The sequence below is a fragment of the Streptococcus mitis genome (genome assembly GCF_005844455.1).
Lineage (GTDB): Bacteria > Bacillota > Bacilli > Lactobacillales > Streptococcaceae > Streptococcus > Streptococcus mitis_BF.
On record NZ_SPGF01000017.1, the window covers coordinates 13,224 to 35,422 of the forward strand.

The following is a 22,199-nucleotide window of genomic DNA, read 5'->3' on the forward strand; positions in this document are numbered from 1 at the left end:
TTTCCTCTTATTTTTCTGTTTCTTTTATACTACCATCACCATTATATTTACGGTAGCCTGGATAATAATTTTTAAAATTACTTATAAGTATAAACCTCTACCTCTGCCAAACTTAAAGGAATTCCTGCGTTTCTCAAAGAAATTCTAACCTTTTTTCCCTTCAGTCCTTTTAAGTCTATGGATAGATTATTGCTTTCTAAACTGTCAATATGTTGTGTAAAAATTTCATGATCATTTGAATCATATATAATAATATCAAAATTTGATAATCTCTGAATTTCAGCATCTGTTCTATTATAAATAATTAACTTTTCTAATTCTTCGGTTTGTGCTAAATCTATCTCCCACCATGAAGGAGAATCTCCTTTGGTATGAGTCACTGAATGATGACCATAATCTCCGTTTTTATTTCCATCAACTGCTAGACGAGAAAAACCATTGTAATCCGTTGAACTCTGTCTAGTTTCTTTTGTTAATGCAATATTAGAAAGTTTCTTCGGAGTTCTCTTTGAACCATAGACTTCAACTTCCGCTAAACTTAACGGAATAGCTGCTGATTTTAATTCTATTTTGACTAGCTTAGCCCCTACAGAAGGTACTTTTAAAGATAACAAACCATCAACTACTTTATCAAAATGTCTTCTAAAAACTTCTTCTCCTGATGAAGATAGAAAAATAACATCAAAATTAGATAAACGCTGAGGTTCGGCATCTGTTCTATTATAAATATCAACTTTAGAAACCGTAAACTCTTCTCCCAGATCGACCTGCCACCAAGCATTAGAATCTGCCTTAGTATGAGTCACCGAATGATGTCCGTAGTCTCCATCTTTATTACCATCAACTGCTAAAGCAGCTACACCCTCATAATTGGTTGAACTTTGAGTAGCTACCTTATTTGTAGAGACTACTTTATCTTCTGTTATTTTATCTATATCCTCTTCAGATTGCTTACCATCTGATTCTCTAAAAACCTCTACTTCTGCTAAACTCAAAGGCACACCACTCGTTAGTAATTTAACTTTAATATACCTTGCTCCTTTTTCTTTGAAATCTAGACTAACAGATTCACCCGACAAACTATTAACATGTTTCTTAGCAACTTCGTTTCTATTATTGTCATATAGAATCACATCAAAATTAGATAGTCGTTGAGTCTCAGCATCTGTGCGATTATAAATTTTAACAAGCCCAACTTTATCCATTTTTTTCAAATCGACTTCCCACCAAGAGGGATTATCTGCCCTAGTGTGTGTTACCGAACCAGAGTTAAAATTACCATTTCTGTTACCATCCACAGCTCTATTAGGGTCTCCATTGTAATCTACAGAACTTTGTGTTGTTGGTTTTGCATATGCTATATTCAAATTACCATCATTAAATTTATCTGGTGTTGGGAAAGAGACTGGGCCTGTCCCCTCAGTATTTATAGACATCTCTACCATTCCATTATGATTAACCGTAATGGTATAAACATGGGTATTCTCATCCCAATTTTCTGTATAAGTATAATGATTTTTATCGCCACTTATATTTATCTGAGGTTTATGACCAGTATGCCCCTTTAATGTAAGTGTTGTTGTCCTAAAGTCATTATCTACAGGATTGATGGAATAATTTTTGCTTATCCAGTTCGCTAACTCTAATTCTTCTTTCTTCCAACTTTTTGATGCATCAAAATTTCCTGATAATGCCCACATAGCTGTCTTATCTGTCCTGTAATTGTTCAATAAAATATGTAAATTATTTGGATTTTCTTTAACAACAGCGTAAGTATGTGGCGTCAAATCTAACGATAACGACTTTGTATTATTAGTATACATAGGCAACATTACTTGCTGATTTTTATTAATGTTAGCATTACTATTATAAATATACCAGGAATTACCTACACGCTGAGCATACCCATCTCCTTCATAAAGTTTTGGATAAAGCGAGTTTAAATAGTTGACTTTACTAGACAATTCCTCACTATTTTTAGTCAAAATTTTTGCATTAGGGAATATAGATGAAATCTTTTCCTTATCAATTTTCTCATGTATTACAGGAAGAATATGGTATCTCCCATTATTATATAAAGGCATTGTTTCATCATTCGAATAAAGTCCTTGATAAAATCCGTTTAATGAACTAATCCTACCTTCTCCATTCCAAAATACAGCTTTTGTTCTATTTACAACTTCTTCCTTACTTGGAGCTGGATTTTGTATAGCATGTCTAAAGAAAGGAATAATACCTTTAGTAAATGCTGGAGTTGGTACATCATTTGTCATAAATGTATACGCGGCACATTCGAAATTATAAACTGTGCCTCCCCCAGTATATACATTCATCATTTCCATAGCAATCATTGATTCTGGTTCCGATGCATAGGATCTCATATCCCTAGCTCTTCCAGTTTCAAATGTGTTTGTATAATGTTTTTCCCACCATTTCCATGTATCTGTTGATGAGCCCCAGTTATCACATAAGCCACTCAACCAAAATCCACTAACGATAGAATCTGTACCCGCATCATCTCTTATTGGCGTATTTTTAGTTGCCAACACCAAATTTTTATGATATTTTTGACTCGCTTCAAAGAATGTCGAATCATTCATAATAGTTTCCCAGAACCATTTTTCATGATCGTGCCAGATAAAATGCGCTCCATATTTAGCACAAACTTCCAAATATTTCGCACTATGCGGAGCTAACTGATTATTGTAAATCCAATAATTCTCAATATTTAAAACACCTTTTAATACACTATACTTTTGGAATTGTTCATCTAACCACTCTGGAGGAACTGTATTACGCTCTCCAGCTGACATAATAACCAAGAAAACTGGAATGTTTAGACTTTGAGCTTCCTCCAACATCTTGACATACCATTCTCTCAATTCTTTTGTATCTCGTGGAATACAACTTGTTGGTTTACAGACTTTTGCAGGATGAAGTTCAATCGCTGCATATGGCTTTACATCTTCAGGAATCGCTTCCCATGCTCCCTTCAATGTGTTCCCCCACCATAATCCGTTACCATTATCATTGCCATACAACGGAGAAAGCAACAATGGTGATTCATTGTTAATCGTCGTTCGCATTTGAACACGATTATCAGCCTTAACTCCTGCTAACAATCCAAAACATAACATCCCAATACATACAAACAGTATTGTGATTAATTTTCTTTTTATTTTTTCTTTATTCATGACTTATACCTAAAAATTTAACTCAATAATTTTTTCTGAATTAAATACTAATTCAATGTTTTGTACATCAGTATTTTTGCCATATATTCTTACTCTTACTTTTTGATCTTTATCTCCTCCTTCCAACTTTAGGAATGTTATATCCCCATTTTTCCAAGCAAACGATACCTTATATCCTCCTCTTACTCTGAAACCTTTCACTTCTCCTTCTGACCAAGCAGAAGGTAAAGCTGGAATTAGTGATAACCAATTATGATGGCTCTGTACTAATAATTCACAAATTCCACTCACCAAACCTAAATTACCATCAATTTGAAATGGTGGATGGTCAAGAAATAAATTGCCAAGAGTCGCATTATTTAACAAACCATTAATCTGGTTATAAGCAGGTTCTCCTTGATATAGTCTCGCAAAAAAATGAATCAGCCATGCAGCGCTCCAACCTGTTTGTGTACTAGCATGCAAACCACTTACTAACCAATTATTAATCGCTTGCTCCCTATCCTGTGAAGATAAAAAGTTAGCGTTTGATAATCTCCTATTGATAGTAATTTTAGCTGCTTCTGCTAATTCCGGAGTTTTATGAATATCAATCTCATTATAAGGATAAAGCCCAAATAGAGGTGAAATGTGTCTATGCCCAGGCTCTACTTCTTCATAATCTTCTAACCATTCTTGGATTTGCCCATTACTACCTATTTTTGTTTTAGGTAGTTTCTTTTTTAACTCCTTCACACGACTAATAAAATCCGAATTGTCTCCTAATTGTTTTGCAATTCCAATGCATGAGTCACAAAAATATCTTAGAACTTGATTATCAATTGTAGATGATAGACAAGCATTTCCTTCCGTACCATTTTTTAAACGATATTTATTTTCCGGTGAAACACTTGGACCTGTCATCAAGTAGCCGTCCACCTCAAATAAATAATCTTCAAAGAAAAGAAATGCTTCTTTTATCATTTCAAAATGTTCCGTAAGAATACGCTCATCTTGAAAATATAAATAGTGTTCCCAAATATGAGTACATAACCACGGAATAGTTAATACCCAAATTGCAGCCCCCATAGCATGAGATTGGGGAGCCGTATCGCCAAAACCATCCGTATTATGATGTGCTGTAAAACCTCTAGCTCCATACATTTTCGTAGCGGTTAGTCTTCCCGGTTCTCTCATTCTTTCGAGCATATCAAATAATGGATATTCTACTTCTGGTAGATCACATGGCCCTACCATCCAATAATTCATTTGAGTATTAATATTAATTGTATATTTAGAACCCCAAATTGGATTTAATTCATCACACCATATTCCTTGAAGATTGGCAGGTAAACCATTCGGCTGACTAGACGATATTAGCAGATATCTTCCATAATGAAATAGCAAGTTAGTCAAGTAGTTACTATACTTTTTAGTGTTTTCAAGAAGTAGATTCGTTGGAATGCTCAGACAATCTTTACTATAGTGTAGTTTAAAATCAACTCTATTAAATTGCTCCTGATATTTTTTTACATGTTCATCTTTTTCTGTAAAGTAATCAATACTACTAAATTCTCCTTGAAGAGAAGAAATATCTATGTCTCCCCAATAATCCGTCATTGATTTGAGATAAAGAAATACCTCTGTAGCATTCCGAATAACTATTGTCTCTCCCAATACACTTACTTCACCATCCGTAACCTTAGAATGACATACTACTTTAAACTGAACACCTTTTCTACCTCCAGCAGAGGCTGACATTAAAATTGTATTTGAATCCAGTTTAGATACTTCATCATTAAACCGTTTATTTCTACCCAAATTAATGTTTAAATTTAATGTGTTTTGAACTGATGACACTATACGGCAACATAAAATATTCTTATTAAAACTCGTAAAATATTCTCTTTTTATTTGTAAATTACAACTATTAGGCTCAAACACAACATTAGAAATAGCTGTATCTAAATCTAGCTCTCTTTCATACAATGAAAGAGCAGAAGGCTGAATATCTATATGCTCAATGTAAAGTTCCCCAAGTAATTCATAGTGGCTTTGATCTCTTGGAGTAGCAAACATTGTTAATTTTATCAATTCTTCAGCTTTCTGAATTTCTCCATCTAACAGATATTCCCGAATTTTTTTAAGATACAATAGTGAGTCTGGATTATTTCTATCTGACTTTCCTCTATACCAAATAGTCTCATCATTTAGTTGAATACATTCTTTTGTAGCTGAACCATAAATCATACCACCTAAATGACCGTTCCCAATCGGCAAGGCTTCATTCCAATTTGAGGCAGCTTTCTTATACAATAATTTCACTCTTTACCTCTCTTCCAAAATGGAGGTGATATCCCAAATACCACCTCCACACTTTCTACTACTTCAAAATTCCTAAAACAACTAGGATAACTCCAATAGCCATAACACTAAAGATTAGTACAACTGGATTCTTTCCTTTTCTAATTAATTTACACATTAATAAAGTCAAAGCCATAGGGATAAATCCTGGAATTAATTTTGTAATCATTTCTTGAACAGAAATAACAAGTTCCCCTTGCTTAAATTCTAATCCAAAATTAATACCAACCATTGATGGAATCAAACCACCCACTAGTACTAGCCCTAATGCTGTCGCCATACTCGTAACGCGATTCAATGTCCCTTTTGTATTATTTTCTTGTATAAGACTAGAACCCTTAGTATAGCCATATTTCAAACCGAAATATTTGACAGGAATATTAATAACATTAAACAATATTAAGGCGATAAAGATACCTAAAGCACCGCCGTCTTTGGAATAAGACGCACCAATACTAAAACAGATAGGAACTAGTGTCAGCCAGAACAAACTATCTCCTAGACCAGCCAGCGGCCCCATCAAGCCAACTTTAATACCAGTAATTGAATCTGCACCTTCATTTCCTTCTTGTTCTTCCATAGCGGAAGTAACTCCAAGAATAAATGGTGCCGCTGTTTGATGAGTATTGAAAAACTCAAGGTGACGTTTCATAGCAGGAGATGCTGAATCTTTGTCTGGATATAGTTTTTTCAATACTGGAAGAATTGTATATAGAAAACCTAGGTTCTGCATTCTCTCATAGTTCCATGAAGAACCATACATAAAACTTCGTTTGAAAACTTTTTTAAGTTCAACTTTAGTTACTTTATTATTCATCATAGATCAAGATCCTCCTCAACATCACTATTTGAAGTTGTTTCTTGTGGTTTACTTCCAATCATATCGTAGAAGTATGCTACCGCAATACCAACTAGTGAGATCCCAATGGTTGACATTCCTCCATACACAGAACAAATGAAGCCAATCAACAAGAATACCCACATATTTTTCTTGAGCATCATATTTAAAAGCATACCAAAACCAATTGAAGGTAGTAAAGCACCTGCAGAGTTAAGTCCCTGCATAACGATTGGTGGAACCTTAGCAAACAAGTCTGCCACATATTCCCCTCCAAGCATAATAGCTAGGAAAATTGGCACAATTTTAAACAACGTGATTAAAACCAAACTTGAATAATGATAAAAACCAATCTTTGAATAATCTCCGTTTTTAGCATCATTATCAGCTTTTTTCACAAAATAAACATCTAAAGTTTTTGCAAGAACATCCAACTGTTGGGTAGCAACTGCAATTGGAACTGCTATAGCGATACCAGCAGTTTCTCCTTGACCAGATAAAATACCAAATGCAGTACCAATAATCGCACCTGAAATAGTATCTGGTGGAGTGTAACCTCCAATACCTGTTACACCGAGCCAAGTTAATTCAAGAGCTGAACCAATAAGAACACCTTGGGTGAAATCTCCTAAGACTAATCCAACCATTGCACTTGTAACTAACGGACGGTGAATCATAAATAACGGTCCATTATAGTCAATAGTGGCAATAATCCCAACTAATGTCACCAGTAATGCTTGTGTGAATAGCATATACTGTACCTCCTTAAATTATTTTTATAAAAATTTTTCCAACATTGTAACTTTATCATTGGGAACCATTTGAATTTCAACTCTTGTTCCCTTATCAACTATTTTCTTAAAATAATATTTGTCTTCTTCACCTAGAGCTACACCTCCAGTTACCTTTTCATTTTCCTCCGTTTTACTCATCTGTCCTACATTGAGGTACTCCAATTTTAAATTTCCTTCAATAGAATCATACACATCTTTTGGATTTGTATATATCAGCATTGTTCTCTTTTTTATTGGCACAGAGTTTAAAACTTCCACAAACCGTTTTACACTAAAGAAAACAATTTTTAAACCTACCGGTGCAGAAATCTTTAAAATAGATTGTCGTGTTTTATCTTCTGAGATGCGATCATTAACAATGATAACTTGCTCAATATCATACTTTTTTAGCCACGTAGTGACAACTTGACCATGTACCAGACGGTCATCAATACGAACAAACTCTATAGACATAAATCCTCTTCCTCCTCTACGTTAAGTTGTTGTTTAACATTAAACAAACTATTTTGAGCATTTTGAACAATTTCTTCTAAATTGATTTTTGAATCATAACTTGATATTAATTCCACTAGGAGAGGAATATTAAAACCTGTTACAATATCAACTGAATCCAAATTTAAAAACTGTGACAAAGCCACATTATTAGGACTTCCTCCAATCAAGTCAGTCAAAACGATAACCTCTTGATTTGAGTCTAACAGTTCATCCACTTGATTTTTAAAATAATGCTCAAACTCTACAATATTCTCTCCAGGCATCAAACCTAATGTTCTAACTCTATCATTTGTTGTCTCACCAACAAACATTTCTGCTGTCATGAGAGCTCCACTAGCAAAATCACCATGACTGGCAACTAAAATTCCTCTATTAAACATTTTCTCTTTCAACAACTACTCCTTTCTTAAGGATAATATTAGCATAAAGTGAAGTTTCTCCTGTAGCTACAATAGCATAAGCTTTCTTACTACGTTCATAAAAATCTTCTCTTCTAAGATAAGTAATCGTTTTAAGATCTGTACCATGACCTTCAATCATCTGTCTATAGGTACCCCATATCTTAGGAATATCATCCCCCGAAACAACGTTCATAAACTGAATTGAACTATCAACGTAACTATCTAATGGCATTAAATACAGAATAGACTCTAATAATTCGGGAATATTTACACCATCACAACGAATTAACTTATTCGCACATGAGGCAGAAGGATAGTTCGCGTCAGCTAATACTATTTCATCTCCATGTCCCATTTCCATTAAAGTATTCAATAAATCTGGAGAAATATTCTTCGGTATATGTTTTAACATTAATATCCTCCCTATTTTCTCTGACCGTATGTTTTAAATTTTTCTGCCATTAAATCCATCTCCTCATCAGGAAGAACTACTGGCTCTCCAAAATTCTTAGCTAAACAATAAATTTTTGCACAATATTCAACTTCTTCAACAATATTAAATGCATTCAATAAATTTTGTGCACCTGCTAAAATTCCATGATTCGCTAGTAAAACTGCTCTACGACCTTCCATTGCTTTAGCTGCATTCACAGCTAATTCTTTCGTACCATATGTTGCATACTCAGCTACCCGAACATCTTTCCCTGCCACTGCAATCATATAATGACTCGCCGGAAGTGGTTCTCTGAGACAAGCTAATACTGTTGCATAAGTTGTATGAGCATGGATAATTGCATCGATATCATCACGAGTTTGATATTGAATCAAATGCATATACCACTCGCTAGATGGCAAGCGTTCTCCCTCTACAACATTTCCATTAATGTCCATCACTACAATATCGGATTCTTTGATTTCAAAGAAATCAATACCCGACGGAGTAATTGCCATCAATTGTTTTTCACGATCGAAAACACTGAGATTCCCACCTGTTCCTTTCGTCAAATCTGTTTCTACTAGCTTCTTACCATATTTAATTAATTCTTGTTTTACATCTGACATTCTTGTCCTCCTTATATCAAAACACTAAAGATTTTTCAATTCACCAATTATCCCCCCTTCTTGTACAAAACTTAAGAAGGGGGAGGGAGGCAAATTTACAAACTCTCAATCTTTTTAATTCTTTTGGGAGTAATAACTCTCTAATTGTAGGAACTCCTCAATAACATGGTGAGTTTCCTCCATCCCTTTTAATTGTCCCATAGCTATGAGCTGCACAACAAGATTTCCCACAGCTGTAGCTTCAGTTGAACCTGTAAGAACCTCTTTACCAGTTCTATCAGCAATCATTTGATTAAAGTAACTGGCTCTAGCACCTCCTCCAATCACATATATCCTCTTATAAACCTTATGAGTTAGTTTCTCTAGTAGCTCTATCGTTTTCTTATACGTTTCAGCTAGGCTTTCATAAACGATTTTAAATAGTTGTCCATCTGTCCACTCTCTAGTTTCATGATGATAAGCTAGATATTCTGTCAAAGTCTTGTACATATCAGATTCGGTTGCAAATTCAGGTGATTCAGTATCAATCAGAGGAAGATCTTCTTTTTCTTTCTCTATCATTGTTTTTATATCACCAAAAGAATAGGCTTTCCCTCTTCGTTCAAATGAACGTCTTAGTTCCTCTATAATCCACAACCCTGTACAATTCTTCAAAAAAGTAATCACTCCATCTTTGCCTACCTCATTTGTAAATCCATAACTGAACGATTCGGTACTAAGAATAGGTGAAGAAAGCTCCACTCCAACCAAAGACCAAGTCCCTGATGAAATAAATAAACTATCTTCTGTCTTAGGTACTGAGACAATCGCGCTTGCTGTATCATGACTACAAACATTCACAACAGGAATATCGCCTAAACAATACTCATCTTTTATCCTACCAAGAACATTTCCCTCTGAAACAATTTCAGGAAGTAAAGATGAATCCAATTCAAATAGTTTTAAAATATTCTGATTCCATTTTTGAATCCTAGGATCAAATAATTGAGTTGTTGAAGCAATGCTTTTTTCTGTAGCAAACTTACCTGTCAAGAGATAATTAAACAAATCTGGCATTAAAAGAATCTTATTGGTCTTATAGAAAGAGTCAGGAGATTCTTGACGTGCCTTAAAGAGTTGAAACAAGGTATTTATCTCCATAATCTGATTTCCTGTCTCTGAATACAGTTTTTCTAATTCAGTAATTTCAGATATTTCCTTTAACACTCCTTTTGTTCTTTCATCACGATAATGAACAGGTTGTGATAACAGCTTACCTTCATTATCAATCAGTCCAAAATCAACTCCCCATGTGTCAATACCGATAGATAAAATCTTGTAACTAGTATTAGCCAAGCGGATGCTTTCAAGAATTTTAGCTAGTAGAAAGTCAACATCCCAAGATAAATGCCCTTTTACTCTAATAGGTAGATTAGAAAAGCGATTTATTTCTTCCATTACTAGTTTATTTTCAGAAAGGTAACCAACGATTGCTCTTCCAGAAGTCGCACCTAAATCTATTGCTAAAACCGCTTCCATTTTTCTTCTCTCTTCGTCCTTGATTAAGTTTATTATAATCCCCACATTTTATTTTTTCAATATGTGAACGCTTACTTGAATAAAATTCATATATTTGCTCCATAAACATAAAAATAATTCACATTCCTCCAATTTGTGCTATAATATAGTTGAAATTATAAATTAGGAGGAGCTTATGATAAAAGATGAACGTGTGCTTGAATTAATTGAAATTATCAAAAAGAAAAAAAGAATTCCCGTAAAAGAGCTGGCAGAAATCACTTTCTCCAGCACAAGTACCTTACGTCGTGATTTAATTTTCTTAGAAAATCAAGGTCTTATCAAAAGAAAGCACGGATACGTGACCCTATCCTCTATGAACACAATTGAACTTTCTCATCAAATACGTGAAGGAGAAAGTACTAGGCAAAAAAGACTAATCGCTAGTCTCGCTAAAGACTTTATTCGGTCTGGCATGTGTATCTATCTGGATTCCAGTACGACTGTCTACGAACTTTGTCCCTATCTTTCTGAACTTGATAATTTGATTATTTTTACAAATGGTTTACATACTGCACAAACCTTATCTGAAACGGTTAAAGATAGCTCCAAAATCTTTATCACATCTGGCGAGGTCAAACATCAATCCTGTTCCGTCATCAACTATGATAAAGAAAATTCTTTATTAGATCATTTTAATATCGATTTAGCATTTTGTTCAGCAAGAGGTATTGATGACCAATATGTTTATGAAGCTTCTCTCAGCCAAGCTATTTCAAAAAAGAATATTATTGACAAAGCCCATGAAACCATCTTACTGATTGATAGTTCTAAATTTTACAAGACTGGATTTTTTAAAATTAATCCCCTCTCCAAATACACAACCTTTATCTCTGACACCGTGCCAGATCAAAAATTATTAGACGCAGTCGAATTATTTGATGGAGAATGGGTTTCTGATAGTCAATGAAAATCAAATAGGAAACTAGTCTCAGGTTGCTCAAAGTACAGATTTGAAAATTGATCAAGTCAGCTCGAAACACTGTTTTGAGGTTGTAGATAGAACTGATGAAGTCAGCTCAAAACACTGTTTTGAGGTGGTGGATAGGACTGACGAAGTCAGTCACATATATACGGAAAGACGAAGGTGACATGGTTTGAAGAGATTTTCGAAGAATATTCGTTCTGTCTGCTGACTTATCTACAAATACTCACCACATGACATTATTTTCTCAGCAACTCAAAAACAGAGGCTGGACAAAAACTCAATTTCAGGAGAAAATGGAGTAAATCTTCCCACAATAAAACGCATAGTATCAAGTTTTGGCGCACCTGATATTATGCGTTTTTCTGACTTTAAATACTTTTTCGCTTAGACCTTTCAGATACCTAATGAACTTCAAAAATATGAGGTGAAACTGCATTTCAAGTTAGAAATCGCTTTTTTCATTACATTAACTTCTATAGAATCTTCATCTGTTACAATCCTTTCTGCACTTGCTTCTGTAGTCTTATTGTCTAGTTGTGCAACAAAGTCCATAGAAACACAGACAAGCAATAATAGCTCATCTGATAATCAAATTACAATGACATATGACCAACTACGGTCAAGAGAAAACACTATGTCAACCCTTTGGTATCAAAAATCAGCTGAAACTAAAGCTTTATACATACAGGGTTATAACGTTGCAACAAAGCACCTAAAGGAATTGCTCAAAACAGAATCAGACAAACCTTACTCTATCGTTTTAGACTTGGATGAAACTGTCCTAGATAATAGCCCTTATCAAGTACAAAATGTCAAAGATGGTACAGCATTCACACCCGAAAATTGGGATGTTTGGGTTCAAAAAGCTTCAGCAAAAGCTGTCCCAGGTGCCAAGGATTTTCTTCAGTTTGCTGATCAAAACGGTGTCCAAATCTACTATATTTCTGACCGCTCAGATAATCAAGTAGATGCTACCATTAAAAATCTTGAAAGTGAAGGAATTCCTGTTCAAGGACGTGATCATCTCATGTTCTTAGAAAGTGGTGTAAAATCCAAAGAGGGTCGTCGCCAAAAAGTTCAAGAAAACACAAATCTTATCTTATTGTTTGGTGATAACCTCGTAGACTTTGCAGATTTTTCTAAGACTTCTGAATCTGACCGTGATAAACAACTTGAAGAATTGCAAAAAGAATTCGGTGAAAAATTCATCATCTTCCCAAATCCAATGTACGGATCATGGGAATCAGCTGTATACGGTGGTAATAAACTAGATGCTAAAGGTCAAGTAGAAGAACGCCAAAAAGCTTTGCAAGGTTTTGATAAATAAAACAAATAAGCTGATTCTATATAAACTAAGGCTAACTTACAATCTTCAAAAAGTGGATAGGAAGGAATTCTGATAATCAGAAAACTTTCCTATCCACTTTTATGATTGATATAACATCAAGCTTTTATACATTTTCTGATTTTAAAAGCTTTTTGCCTATCCCCGATATTTCAAGAATTAAGTGAAGTTGATGATCTAAATTTAATGTGATATACTATTTTTGTCATCGGTTACCGATTACGTTCCTTACGGTTCGTGAAAGGAGGTGAAACTAATGAGCCTTATCCCAGAGCTCGCTCTTACTATCATAGCAGACGTCATAGCTGGAATCATCTTGTATTTCGTTTGCAAATGGCTAGATGGTAAGAAGTAGACCGACTGACTGGCCTATCAAACACCCGTTAAATCGCTAAGATACGTCAAAAAAGCCCTTAACTACTGGCATAGTTAAGGGCTTTGGTGTTCTAATGAACCTTATCCGATAAAATTATTCTAACATATAAGTCCAGATATTTCAAGAGTTTTATTCATTGTTTAAAGTTCCTTAGGTATCTGAAAGGTCTCTAATAGAGTTACTATCTATTACCCAAAAACCGACCTGCTCTTATGAACTAGTCAGCTTCTCATCAATGCGCCAACATTTCTTGGGCGATTTCTTGTCCAGATAGGTTATCTGGGTAGTAGGTTGGCCAGTTGTCCATTTCTTCAAAGAGGGCTTCTTGGCTTGTGCCACCAAAGAAGATATGGAAATGTTCTGCCTTAACTGGGGCGATATTGTGGTCACTAAACTGAACATACTTGAACTGTCCAGCGTCAGCATCTGTGGCTTCAAAAAGGAAGCGCACGCCACGATTGCCTTTCTTATAAGTCAAGATTTTTTTGCCGACATATTTGTAGGTGAATTTCTTACTTTGTCCACCTTGAACAAATTCCATAGTATTATCAGTAATGTTGATCTTAGTGACATCTGTCTGGTAGCCTTTTGTATAGTAGGCCTTGTACTCAGCCTGGGTCATCTTACCAGTCAACTTAGCCTTGTAGTCAAAGACTTGATCAAACGTACCATCTTCAAGGAAAGGATAAACTGATTGCCAGTTACCTACATAGTCACTCAAGGTGCGGTCCTTGACATCTGCATCTTCAAAGTAACCATTTTGAACTGTCTTAGTATCCTCTGCCTTTTCAGGTTCGATTGCTGGACCTTCTTGGTCTGTTGTTTGTTTCAAAGCCTTGAGATTTTTCTCCATGATAGAGATGTAATTTTCTCCAGCCTTGGTATCCTCTTCTGTCAGACTTTCTAAAGGATTGAGGACATCTGTTTTGACACCTGCCTCTTTTGAAAGTGTATTAGCAAGAGCTTGTGAGGCATTTTCTTCAAAGTAGATATAGGCAATTTTATTTTTCTTGACGTACTCTGTCAATTCTGCCAAACGAGCAGCTGATGGCTCTGCATCTGGAGAGAGACCTGAGATTGCGACCTGCTTGAGTCCATAGTCCAAAGCAAGGTAGTTAAAGGCTGCGTGCTGAGTCACAAAGCTCTTTTGTTTAGCTTGAGACAAGCCTTCTGCATAATCCTTATCCAAGGCTTGCAATTTTTCGATATAGGCAGCAGCATTCTTCTCAAAGGTTTCTTTTTTATCAGGATAATCTGCTGACAAGCTATCACGGATGTGCTCTACAAGTTTAATAGCACGAACTGGTGACAACCAAACATGGGGATCATACTCATGGTGATGACCTTCTTCTCCATGGTCATGGTCTCCCTCTTCTTCCTCGTCACCTGGCAAGAGCAACATATCACCTGTCGCCTTGATAGTTTTCACCTTTTTCTTATCCAAAGTATCTAGCAATTTAGGGACCCATGTTTCCATGTTTTCATTTTCATAAACGAAGGTATCTGCGTCTTGGATTTTGGCAACTGCCTTAGCAGAAGGTTCATATTCATGGGGTTCTGTACCAGCACCGATGAGGAGTTCTACATTAGCAGTATCTCCTGCGACTTGCTTGGTAAATTCATAGACAGGGTAAAATGTTGTCACGATATTGAGTTTGCCATCTGCCTGCTTGTGATTGGAACAAGCCACTAAAAACAAGGCACATAGACTGGCTAGCAATAAGCTAATTTTTTTCATGTTAGTCTCCTATTTGATAAAACGTCTTACCAAACTAATTAGCAAGAAAACAGTTACAAAAATAATGGTAATACTTGCACTTGCAGGTGTTTCTGCATAGTAGGAAATGTAAAGTCCTGCTACCATTCCCAAAAATCCAATAGCACTAGCAAGTAGCATAACCGATTTAAAGTTTTTCCCCAGACGCAGGGCAATACTAGCTGGCAAGACCATAATGGTCGACACCAAAAGAGCTCCTGCTGCAGGAATCATAAGGGCAATGGCCACCCCTGTCACCATGTTAAAAAGAATGGACATGGTACGAACAGGCAAGCCATCCACAAAGGCCGTATCCTCATCAAAGGTCAAGATATACATAGGACGCAAGAAGAGGAAGGTCAAAATCAAAACAACCGCCGCAATGACAAAGAGGGAAATGACCTGCTCTTCACTGATAGTCACAATCGAACCAAAAAGATACTGGTCCAAACTCATAGAACTCGAGCTTTTACCCTTGCTCATGACAATCAGAGAAACAGCCAGACCTGTTGACATGAGGATAGCTGTCCCGATTTCCATAAAGCTCTTGTAAACCGTACGGAGATACTCCAGAAAGACCGCCGCAATCAAGACAATGGCAATCGTAGAAACAGTCGGAGAGATCCCCAAAACCAGACCAAAGGCTACACCCGAAAGCGAGACGTGGCTAAGAGTATCACTCATCAAACTCTGACGACGCAATATAAGGAAGGTTCCCAACACCGGCGAGAAAAGACTCATAGCAATAACAGCCAGAAAAGCACGCTGCATAAAGTCATAAGATAATAAACTAAGCATGGCCCACCTCCTGGTCATTCTCATGAACATTGAAACAACGCCATGGAGAGTCTTGGTTACGGACTAGATGAATATTGCGGTCCGCATAATCCTTAACTTCTTCAGGGTCATGAGTAATCATCAAAACAGCCTTGCCATGATGATGGGCGCTGTGGTGCATGAGTTCGTAAAATTCATTTTTACTTCCTGCATCCATCCCCGTTGTCGGCTCATCTAGGATAAATACATCTGGATCAGAAGCAAACATACGCGCGATTACCGCTCGCTGCTTTTGTCCTCCAGATAGAGACCCCAAGCGTTTGTCTCGATGTTCCCACATACCAACTGAGTCCAAACTAGCCTTGATATGCTCCTCATCATGAGCATTCAAGCGACGGAACCAGCCTTTTCGCGGATAGCGACCCGACTTGACAAATTCATAAACCGTACTTGGAAAACCTACATTAAAACTGGCAATCTGCTGAGGAAGATATGCTATTCTCAATTTCTTACCCTGCGTATTTGTCTTTGAAATGGTCACCTTACCAATGCGCGGTTGGAGGATTCCAAGACTGGCCTTAATCAGTGTCGTCTTAGCCGCCCCATTTTCCCCTGTCAAGGTAACAAATTCCCCACTATCAACACTATAATTGATATGTTCAAGAACAGGCTCTTTATCATAATAGAAGGATAAATCCTCTACCGTAATATATCTCATTATTTGATTTCTCCTACTAAAGCAGTCAAAAACCGCTGAATCACTTTTTGTTCATTTGGAGTAAACTGAGTCGCCACTTGTTCATAGGTTAAAAGTGTATGCTCATGGTGATGATGATGCTCCTCAGCAATTGGACGAGCCAAGTCAGTCAACTGATAAAAAATCACACGCGCATCCTTAGGATCTTTAGATGTCTCCAGCATCCCTTCCTTGACCAAAGACTTAATGGCCTTGGTAACTGCCGCCTGACTGACATTGAGGCGACGAGCCAACTCTGAATTAGTTAAAGATTCCTCCGACAAGAGCATGAGGATATGCTCCTGAGTATTGGTCAGAGCCACCTCACTAGTGCAATGACCTATTAGGATTTCATGTTGGTTTTCCGCCTGCAAAATCACCTCATTCAAAAAGGCATCGATATCCTTTGCCAGCTGTCTCATATGTTACTCCTTTTCTTTCAGACTTCTCCATTTTAAGAGAAAAATACTATTCTTTGAAATTTTGTTTACCAGTTAATTATATCACAAGCAAAAAAAGAGTCAAGAAAAAACGTGAAAACTAGTTTCATTCTTGAACTCTTCTATATTATCTATTGAAATTCTTTGACATCTCCATCATAAGTCGCCCAATCTTTGCTGAAGAAGCGCTCATTCAGATGGTAAGTCGGAGCTGGTGTGGGATTGGATAGGAAAGGATCAACTGCCTTGTCAAAAGCCAACCAACCCAACCAACCAAGGTGAATGGTGTCCTTCATAAAGAAAGGCTCCCCGCCATCCTTAGAAAAATCTGCTATATTGGTAAAACCTTGACTTTCTAACTGGTAGCGAATCTTCTGCACCGTTTGTTGATACATGTCCTCTCGTAGACCAGCGTAGTCCATCCATTTTTTATTAACAGGTGGAATGATAAAAATCGGATTTACCTTGGATTTAGAAAACTGGGTTAAAACCAACTGCAAGTCATTGTACTCAGAAGATTTAAGGTAATTATAACTAGTCTGTGATCCTTTTAACTTTTTCAAATAATCTCTGATTTGTGTATCATAGAAGTGATTATCTATACCAAATTCATTATTGGAAGTATTTTTTTCAGCATCTGCTTTAATAACATCTTCTATATCTTGATAAGAAAACTGTTCTGGAATAGTATTCAAATATTTATCAACATGTTCTTTATATTTCAACCACTGTCTGATTGAGAACTGTCCAAAAAAATTTGCTTGTTTCTGATTGATTAGAGTGCCAATCTTTATACGAATATGATCAAACTCTGAAAGAGACTCATTATTAGCAATTTTTTGTACTATATCTTTCATTGATACATTTGAAAACTGTTTTAATAATCTCTTAGATGCATGCTGACTACTAATATCTCCTGATTGATTTTCTAAAAAGGAAGTTAATTGGTCACCATTAAAATACGATTGAAATACCGCAGATTCATAATCATTTTCTGTAAACCATTGGGGAGATATAACAAATACGGCTTGCTTATTCTCTATTTCTGGCAACATCTGTTGCATTCCAAAATACTGGTTTAGCGATGCAGCTCCACTCTGTCCTAAAAGATAAGGACGATAGGAGCGATTGTATTTCTCCGCCAATACTGCAGGATGAGCACCATCAAAACGAAGCCACTCACTTGAACCAAAGAAAGGTATAAATCGGATAGAAGTATCAGACAAAGCTTTTGATTTTTGATTTCGTTCTCTAAAACTTTCTGCAGTAACAGAAGCTGCCGAATGCTTTTCAGATACAATGTCATGTCTAATACTTGCAGGATAACAGCATATAACCAAAATAACCAACAAACCAGCTATCAAGACCGGTCCGAAGATCATCCATAAGCGTTTAAGCATTTTGTAGCTCCACAATACCAGCTATGATTTTATTAGCTGTATTCCAGTCGTCACGACCAAACTCTGTTACAGGGACACGAATGTCAAAACGGTTTTCAATCTCCACAATCAACTCAACCGTGCCCATACTATCCAAGACACCTGCATCAAAAAGATCTTCATCCATCATGTCAGAAACATCTTCCATAAACAACTCATCAATAATTTCGATAACTTCTGATTTGATATCCATATTTTATTTCCTTTTATTTTTTAAACCATAAATCATTCAAAAACCCAGAAAAGATTAAGAATGACAGCATGACGACATGGAAGGTGACAACCATGCCAAGCAACTGAATCCAGCGATTCTCAGGTAGAGCAGGCTTCCCTGCTTTTTTCCGTTCCTTATTGAGCGTTTTTTTCTTGCGAATCCAAGCATCATTGATGACCAAGCCTAGTCCATGAAAGAGTCCATAGGCGATATAGTACCAGGTCACACCATGCCAAAATCCCATAATCAGCATATTTACAATGTAGGCCACACTTGAGGTTACATTGCGATTCTTAAAGACCTTCTTTCTGGTCAATACCATCACCATTCGCATAAAGACAAAGTCACGGAACCAGAAAGAAAGACTCATGTGCCAACGATTCCAAAATTCCTTTAAATCCCTTGATAAAAAGGGCTTATTAAAGTTGATAGGGCTACGAATTCCCATCAAATTTGAAATGGCCAAGGCAAACATAGAGTAACCTGCAAAGTCAAAGAAAAGCTCCAGACCAAAGGTATACATAACTGCCAAGGCATAGTGGTTAAAGAAGCCACCTGACTGCAGGGCTAGATTCTTCAGAGGAGGGAGTAAGGTCTCTCCTAAAACATGAGCTAGGATAAACTTGTACAAAAATCCCCACATGATATAGCGAACGGATTCATCTAGCATATCCATCAACTCATCCCGCTCAGGAATGGTCTGATAATTTTCATTAAAACGCTTAAAGCGATCAATTGGACCACTCGAGAAAGTCGGCATGAAGAGTAGGAAACGAAGGAATTCCCAGAGGGTAAAGTCCTTAATCACCCCATCTCTCAGTTCGATGATAATCCCAACCGAACGAAAGGTCAGGTAAGAAATTCCCAAGAATCCAAGCAAAGACTGCGTTCCATTGATAGCTGGCTGCACCTTGACAAAGATAATCGGAAGGAGGGACAGAAAGCTAACTAGGTAGAAGACCCACTTGCCATCCTTACTTTTTCGATAATGCTTGTAGGAGAGTACGAGCAATATTTCCCAGCAAAGGTAAATACCCAAGGCAGCTAATTGATTGGTCTTCCCACCCACCAACATGGTGACGATAAAGAAGAGACTAACCAGCACTTCATACCAGGCAAAGCGTTTCTTGAAAAAGAGACCGATAAAAATGGGCAAGGTCGCAACAATCACATAGACAAAATACTGAGGATTGCCGTAGGGCTCTAAATGAGGAAGCTGTTGAAAGAACTCCATCATCTCTTATTCACCTCGTTAATCAATCCTTTGATGTCAATCTTTCCATTTGGAGTCAATGGCAAACTGTCTCGATAAAGGAATTTAGACGGCATCATGTAGGACATCATGATATCTGTCAAGTCTTCCTTAATAGCCTTAGTAATATCGATATCACGCTCAAACTGCTCACGAACACCATCTTTTAAGATGACATAGGCCAGTAGATTTTGTACCTTGTGGTCCTTGTTATAACGTGGAACTGCGACAGCAGACTCAATAAAACGAGACTTATTGAGGTTTTGAGAGACATCTTCTAACTCAATGCGGTAACCGTTAAACTTAATCTGGAAGTCCATGCGTCCGCCGTAGAGAAGCAAGCCTTCATCCGTCATGGTTCCCACATCGCCTGTGTGATAGGCTGGCAGTCCTTCAAATTCAAAGAAGGCTTCCGCTGTTTTTTCTGGATTGTTCATATAGCCCTTTGAAACAGCTGGCCCAGAAACAATGATTTCTCCCTGTTCCCCATTTGGCAGTTTATTGCCTTCTTCATCAATGATAAAGGTCGGAGAATCAGCCTTGGTATAGCCGATTGGTAGGCGTTTGAGAGTCGCTAACATCTCGTCTGTCACGGCCACAGCTGATAGGGCTACTGTCGCTTCTGTTGGGCCGTAAGCATTTATAATACGGGCATTTGGGAAACGCTCGCGTAGTTTTTGTGCCGTTTTGACCGTCAATTCTTCACCATCAAAGTAGAAATGCGTGATTTCAGGCATTTTCTCACTGTTGAAGTCTTCAGACAACATGGCCATATCCGCAAAGGACGGTGTGGAAGTCCAGATAGCGATTGGCAATGAAAAGATAGTCGCAAAGAGTTGCTTAAAGTCCTGAGTAATAGCTGAAGGAAGAGCGAAAAGTGTACCACCAAGTGCCAAGGTCGGTGCCCAGTACATGACAGACAAGTCAAAAGAATACGGCGGTTGAGCCAGCATTTTCGGACGACTTGGCGTCGCAAATTCCTTATCCGTAATCATCCAGTTGGTAAAACTGAGGAGGTTATCATGGGAAATCTGCACTCCTTTAGGCTTACCAGTTGTACCAGAAGTAAAGATAATGTAGTAATTATCATCTCCCTTGACTGGATGCGTGATTTCATAGTTATTCCCTTGGACAAAGGATTCTTGAACCTGAGCTAGATTCATTATCGGTGTAGAAACCTGCTCCAATGGAAAGTCTGAAATGGCAATAATCAAACTTGGCTCTGCCACTTCTAAAATAGCCGAAACTCGCTCCAAGGCCGAATGACTATCAATTGGAATGTAGGCATGTCCTGACTTAGTCAAGGCTACAAAAGTTGCCAACATTTCATATTCTTGGCCACCAAAAACGACTACAGGAGACTTATCTGGCAAATTCAGCTGGTCAATAACTGCAGCCAAACTATCCGAATCAGCCTTTAAATCGCCATAAGTGTGTTCCTGCCCTAAAACATTATAGACAGGATAGCTAGGCTGGGTCTGAGCAAAATGCTCAATGGTTTCAATCATATCTGCTATTGGTTTATTTGACACAATAAGGATTCTCCTTCAAGTTAAAATTCATTATAGATAAAGCTTCCTTGACCCTGACCAAGATAGCTAAAAAAGTAAAGTAGCCCTAGAAAGATAATAAAATACAAGGCTGTCCGACCAAGAAAGAGGTACAATTCTTTTCTCTGTTTCATCAAGAAAAACCATTCATTTCTGTAATTTTTCGCTAAAATAAGAGTGATTCTTACTAGCTTATTTTTCTACCATTGTACCACTTTATAGGGTAATTTTTCAATTGTTTACCATACATTTTCACTACATTTAAGCAACTTTAATTTGTTCCATGTGACTCTTTCCAATGATAGCTTGAATTCTTTTCAGTATGGACTACATGGGGAGCTACAACAAAGTAGGCTCCATACTACCTATAGAGGATTTCTCCACTATAAATATTATAGAGCCTTATCTTGCGTCTCACTTTATCGGTGCAGTTCCCTTTATCTAGAGATTTTTATAGTAGACTTGTTCGGTAACTACATCATCTCGTAGTTGATGATGCCACAAATCAACTCAGATCTTAATTCAAACCGTTTTCTACGATTACGATAGGGCTGTGCCATGATTTGAAAGGTTTTAATACTTAACAAAAATCAAAAATTGACGTATAATAGATATATGACACAAGCAACATTTACTACCAATGACAAAAACATTCTCACAAAAGCTCTCAAAGATAAGAAAAATCTGCGCTTTCATAAACGA

At 36.9% G+C, this 22,199-nt stretch carries 20 protein-coding genes and 1 pseudogene; 2 read left to right on the forward strand and 19 right to left on the reverse strand.

Going from position 1 to position 22,199, the window contains the following annotated elements; all coding sequences use genetic code 11:
- Positions 1–77 precede the first annotated feature (77 nt).
- The 9 genes from FGQ53_RS04785 to FGQ53_RS04825 all read right to left on the reverse strand — a co-directional run bounded on the left by FGQ53_RS04785 (position 78) and on the right by FGQ53_RS04825 (position 10,645).
- Positions 78–3,194 carry a glycosyl hydrolase family 98 C-terminal domain-containing protein gene (locus FGQ53_RS04785; RefSeq protein ID WP_138336179.1) on the reverse strand — a complete coding sequence of 1,039 codons (3,117 nt, stop codon included), beginning with the start codon at positions 3,192–3,194 and terminating at the stop codon, positions 78–80.
- Between the two features lie 9 nt (positions 3,195–3,203).
- The gene (locus FGQ53_RS04790; protein ID WP_138336182.1) at positions 3,204–5,498 is read right to left on the reverse strand and encodes a glycosyl hydrolase family 95 catalytic domain-containing protein; all 2,295 of its coding nucleotides are present in this window, start codon (positions 5,496–5,498) and stop codon (positions 3,204–3,206) included.
- 58 nt (positions 5,499–5,556) lie between these two features.
- Positions 5,557–6,357, reverse strand: a complete 801-nt coding sequence (locus FGQ53_RS04795) for a PTS system mannose/fructose/sorbose family transporter subunit IID (RefSeq protein WP_000981723.1) — start codon at positions 6,355–6,357, stop codon at positions 5,557–5,559.
- The gene (locus tag FGQ53_RS04800; protein WP_000899622.1) at positions 6,354–7,127 is read right to left on the reverse strand and encodes a PTS mannose/fructose/sorbose/N-acetylgalactosamine transporter subunit IIC; all 774 of its coding nucleotides are present in this window, start codon (positions 7,125–7,127) and stop codon (positions 6,354–6,356) included. The genes FGQ53_RS04795 and FGQ53_RS04800 overlap by 4 nt, the downstream gene beginning before the upstream one ends.
- Positions 7,128–7,151: 24 nt before the next feature.
- Entirely contained in the window at positions 7,152–7,622 is a 471-nt protein-coding gene (locus FGQ53_RS04805) for a PTS sugar transporter subunit IIB (RefSeq protein ID WP_000020992.1), read from the reverse strand.
- Entirely contained in the window at positions 7,613–8,044 is a 432-nt protein-coding gene (locus FGQ53_RS04810; protein ID WP_171019079.1) for a PTS sugar transporter subunit IIA, read from the reverse strand. Before FGQ53_RS04810 ends, FGQ53_RS04805 begins: the two co-directional genes overlap by 10 nt.
- Positions 8,037–8,477 (reverse strand): RbsD/FucU family protein, encoded by a 441-nt coding sequence (locus FGQ53_RS04815; RefSeq protein WP_138336188.1) that lies wholly within the window; start codon positions 8,475–8,477, stop codon positions 8,037–8,039. The genes FGQ53_RS04810 and FGQ53_RS04815 overlap by 8 nt, the downstream gene beginning before the upstream one ends.
- A gap of 11 nt (positions 8,478–8,488) precedes the next feature.
- Positions 8,489–9,127 (reverse strand): L-fuculose-phosphate aldolase, encoded by a 639-nt coding sequence (locus tag FGQ53_RS04820; protein ID WP_001286139.1) that lies wholly within the window; start codon positions 9,125–9,127, stop codon positions 8,489–8,491.
- A 114-nt stretch (positions 9,128–9,241) separates the two neighbouring features.
- The gene (locus FGQ53_RS04825; protein WP_171019078.1) at positions 9,242–10,645 is read right to left on the reverse strand and encodes a rhamnulokinase; all 1,404 of its coding nucleotides are present in this window, start codon (positions 10,643–10,645) and stop codon (positions 9,242–9,244) included.
- A gap of 175 nt (positions 10,646–10,820) precedes the next feature.
- On the opposite strand from FGQ53_RS04825, the gene FGQ53_RS04830 reads away from it, so the two are divergent.
- Both FGQ53_RS04830 and FGQ53_RS04840 read left to right on the forward strand, forming a co-directional pair.
- Positions 10,821–11,594 carry a DeoR/GlpR family DNA-binding transcription regulator gene (locus FGQ53_RS04830; RefSeq protein ID WP_138336194.1) on the forward strand — a complete coding sequence of 258 codons (774 nt, stop codon included), beginning with the start codon at positions 10,821–10,823 and terminating at the stop codon, positions 11,592–11,594.
- Between the two features lie 493 nt (positions 11,595–12,087).
- Positions 12,088–12,939, forward strand: a complete 852-nt coding sequence (locus tag FGQ53_RS04840; protein WP_138336220.1) for a 5'-nucleotidase, lipoprotein e(P4) family — start codon at positions 12,088–12,090, stop codon at positions 12,937–12,939.
- Positions 12,940–13,565: 626 nt separating this feature from the next.
- Here FGQ53_RS04840 and adcA read toward each other — a convergent pair.
- From adcA to FGQ53_RS04890, 10 genes and pseudogenes are all read right to left on the reverse strand, one after another.
- Positions 13,566–15,071: a zinc ABC transporter substrate-binding lipoprotein AdcA gene (gene adcA, locus FGQ53_RS04845; RefSeq protein ID WP_138336197.1), complete on the reverse strand. Its 1,506-nt coding sequence runs from the start codon at positions 15,069–15,071 to the stop codon at positions 13,566–13,568.
- A 9-nt stretch (positions 15,072–15,080) separates the two neighbouring features.
- Positions 15,081–15,887: a metal ABC transporter permease gene (locus tag FGQ53_RS04850; RefSeq protein WP_000950038.1), complete on the reverse strand. Its 807-nt coding sequence runs from the start codon at positions 15,885–15,887 to the stop codon at positions 15,081–15,083.
- Entirely contained in the window at positions 15,880–16,584 is a 705-nt protein-coding gene (locus tag FGQ53_RS04855) for a metal ABC transporter ATP-binding protein (protein ID WP_138336201.1), read from the reverse strand. Before FGQ53_RS04855 ends, FGQ53_RS04850 begins: the two co-directional genes overlap by 8 nt.
- Complete coding sequence (gene adcR / locus FGQ53_RS04860; protein WP_001249308.1) at positions 16,584–17,024, reverse strand: zinc-dependent transcriptional regulator AdcR; 441 nt, start codon at positions 17,022–17,024, stop codon at positions 16,584–16,586. The genes FGQ53_RS04855 and adcR overlap by 1 nt, the downstream gene beginning before the upstream one ends.
- A 149-nt stretch (positions 17,025–17,173) precedes the next feature.
- Positions 17,174–18,442, reverse strand: a complete 1,269-nt coding sequence (gene dltD / locus FGQ53_RS04865) for a D-alanyl-lipoteichoic acid biosynthesis protein DltD (RefSeq protein ID WP_138336204.1) — start codon at positions 18,440–18,442, stop codon at positions 17,174–17,176.
- On the reverse strand, positions 18,435–18,674 hold the full coding sequence (gene dltC, locus FGQ53_RS04870) for a D-alanine--poly(phosphoribitol) ligase subunit DltC (RefSeq protein ID WP_000351967.1): 240 nt from the start codon (positions 18,672–18,674) through the stop codon (positions 18,435–18,437). Before dltC ends, dltD begins: the two co-directional genes overlap by 8 nt.
- Positions 18,675–18,687: 13 nt before the next feature.
- Positions 18,688–19,932, reverse strand: a complete 1,245-nt coding sequence (dltB, locus tag FGQ53_RS04875; RefSeq protein ID WP_138336209.1) for a D-alanyl-lipoteichoic acid biosynthesis protein DltB — start codon at positions 19,930–19,932, stop codon at positions 18,688–18,690.
- Positions 19,929–21,479: a D-alanine--poly(phosphoribitol) ligase subunit DltA gene (dltA, locus tag FGQ53_RS04880; RefSeq protein ID WP_138336211.1), complete on the reverse strand. Its 1,551-nt coding sequence runs from the start codon at positions 21,477–21,479 to the stop codon at positions 19,929–19,931. Before dltA ends, dltB begins: the two co-directional genes overlap by 4 nt.
- Before the next feature lie 20 nt (positions 21,480–21,499).
- Entirely contained in the window at positions 21,500–21,631 is a 132-nt protein-coding gene (locus FGQ53_RS04885) for a teichoic acid D-Ala incorporation-associated protein DltX (protein ID WP_000813664.1), read from the reverse strand.
- 339 nt (positions 21,632–21,970) lie between these two features.
- A pseudogene (locus tag FGQ53_RS04890) lies at positions 21,971–22,075 on the reverse strand (IS5/IS1182 family transposase); the annotation flags it as partial.
- Positions 22,076–22,199 lie beyond the last annotated feature (124 nt).

Bases quoted from the DNA above. Each gene is read 5' to 3' on its own strand.
- FGQ53_RS04785 (WP_138336179.1), bottom strand. From the start codon at position 3,194: ATGAATAAAGAAAAAATAAAAAGAAAATTAATCACAATACTGTTTGTA.
- FGQ53_RS04795 (WP_000981723.1), bottom strand. From the start codon at position 6,357: ATGATGAATAATAAAGTAACTAAAGTTGAACTTAAAAAAGTTTTCAAA.
- FGQ53_RS04800 (WP_000899622.1), bottom strand. From the start codon at position 7,127: ATGCTATTCACACAAGCATTACTGGTGACATTAGTTGGGATTATTGCC.
- FGQ53_RS04805 (WP_000020992.1), bottom strand. From the start codon at position 7,622: ATGTCTATAGAGTTTGTTCGTATTGATGACCGTCTGGTACATGGTCAA.
- FGQ53_RS04810 (WP_171019079.1), bottom strand. From the start codon at position 8,044: ATGTTTAATAGAGGAATTTTAGTTGCCAGTCATGGTGATTTTGCTAGT.
- FGQ53_RS04815 (WP_138336188.1), bottom strand. From the start codon at position 8,477: ATGTTAAAACATATACCGAAGAATATTTCTCCAGATTTATTGAATACT.
- FGQ53_RS04820 (WP_001286139.1), bottom strand. From the start codon at position 9,127: ATGTCAGATGTAAAACAAGAATTAATTAAATATGGTAAGAAGCTAGTA.
- FGQ53_RS04825 (WP_171019078.1), bottom strand. From the start codon at position 10,645: ATGGAAGCGGTTTTAGCAATAGATTTAGGTGCGACTTCTGGAAGAGCA.
- FGQ53_RS04830 (WP_138336194.1), top strand. From the start codon at position 10,821: ATGATAAAAGATGAACGTGTGCTTGAATTAATTGAAATTATCAAAAAG.
- adcA (WP_138336197.1), bottom strand. From the start codon at position 15,071: ATGAAAAAAATTAGCTTATTGCTAGCCAGTCTATGTGCCTTGTTTTTA.
- FGQ53_RS04850 (WP_000950038.1), bottom strand. From the start codon at position 15,887: ATGCTTAGTTTATTATCTTATGACTTTATGCAGCGTGCTTTTCTGGCT.
- FGQ53_RS04855 (WP_138336201.1), bottom strand. From the start codon at position 16,584: ATGAGATATATTACGGTAGAGGATTTATCCTTCTATTATGATAAAGAG.
- adcR (WP_001249308.1), bottom strand. From the start codon at position 17,024: ATGAGACAGCTGGCAAAGGATATCGATGCCTTTTTGAATGAGGTGATT.
- dltD (WP_138336204.1), bottom strand. From the start codon at position 18,442: ATGCTTAAACGCTTATGGATGATCTTCGGACCGGTCTTGATAGCTGGT.
- dltC (WP_000351967.1), bottom strand. From the start codon at position 18,674: ATGGATATCAAATCAGAAGTTATCGAAATTATTGATGAGTTGTTTATG.
- dltB (WP_138336209.1), bottom strand. From the start codon at position 19,932: ATGATGGAGTTCTTTCAACAGCTTCCTCATTTAGAGCCCTACGGCAAT.
- FGQ53_RS04885 (WP_000813664.1), bottom strand. From the start codon at position 21,631: ATGAAACAGAGAAAAGAATTGTACCTCTTTCTTGGTCGGACAGCCTTG.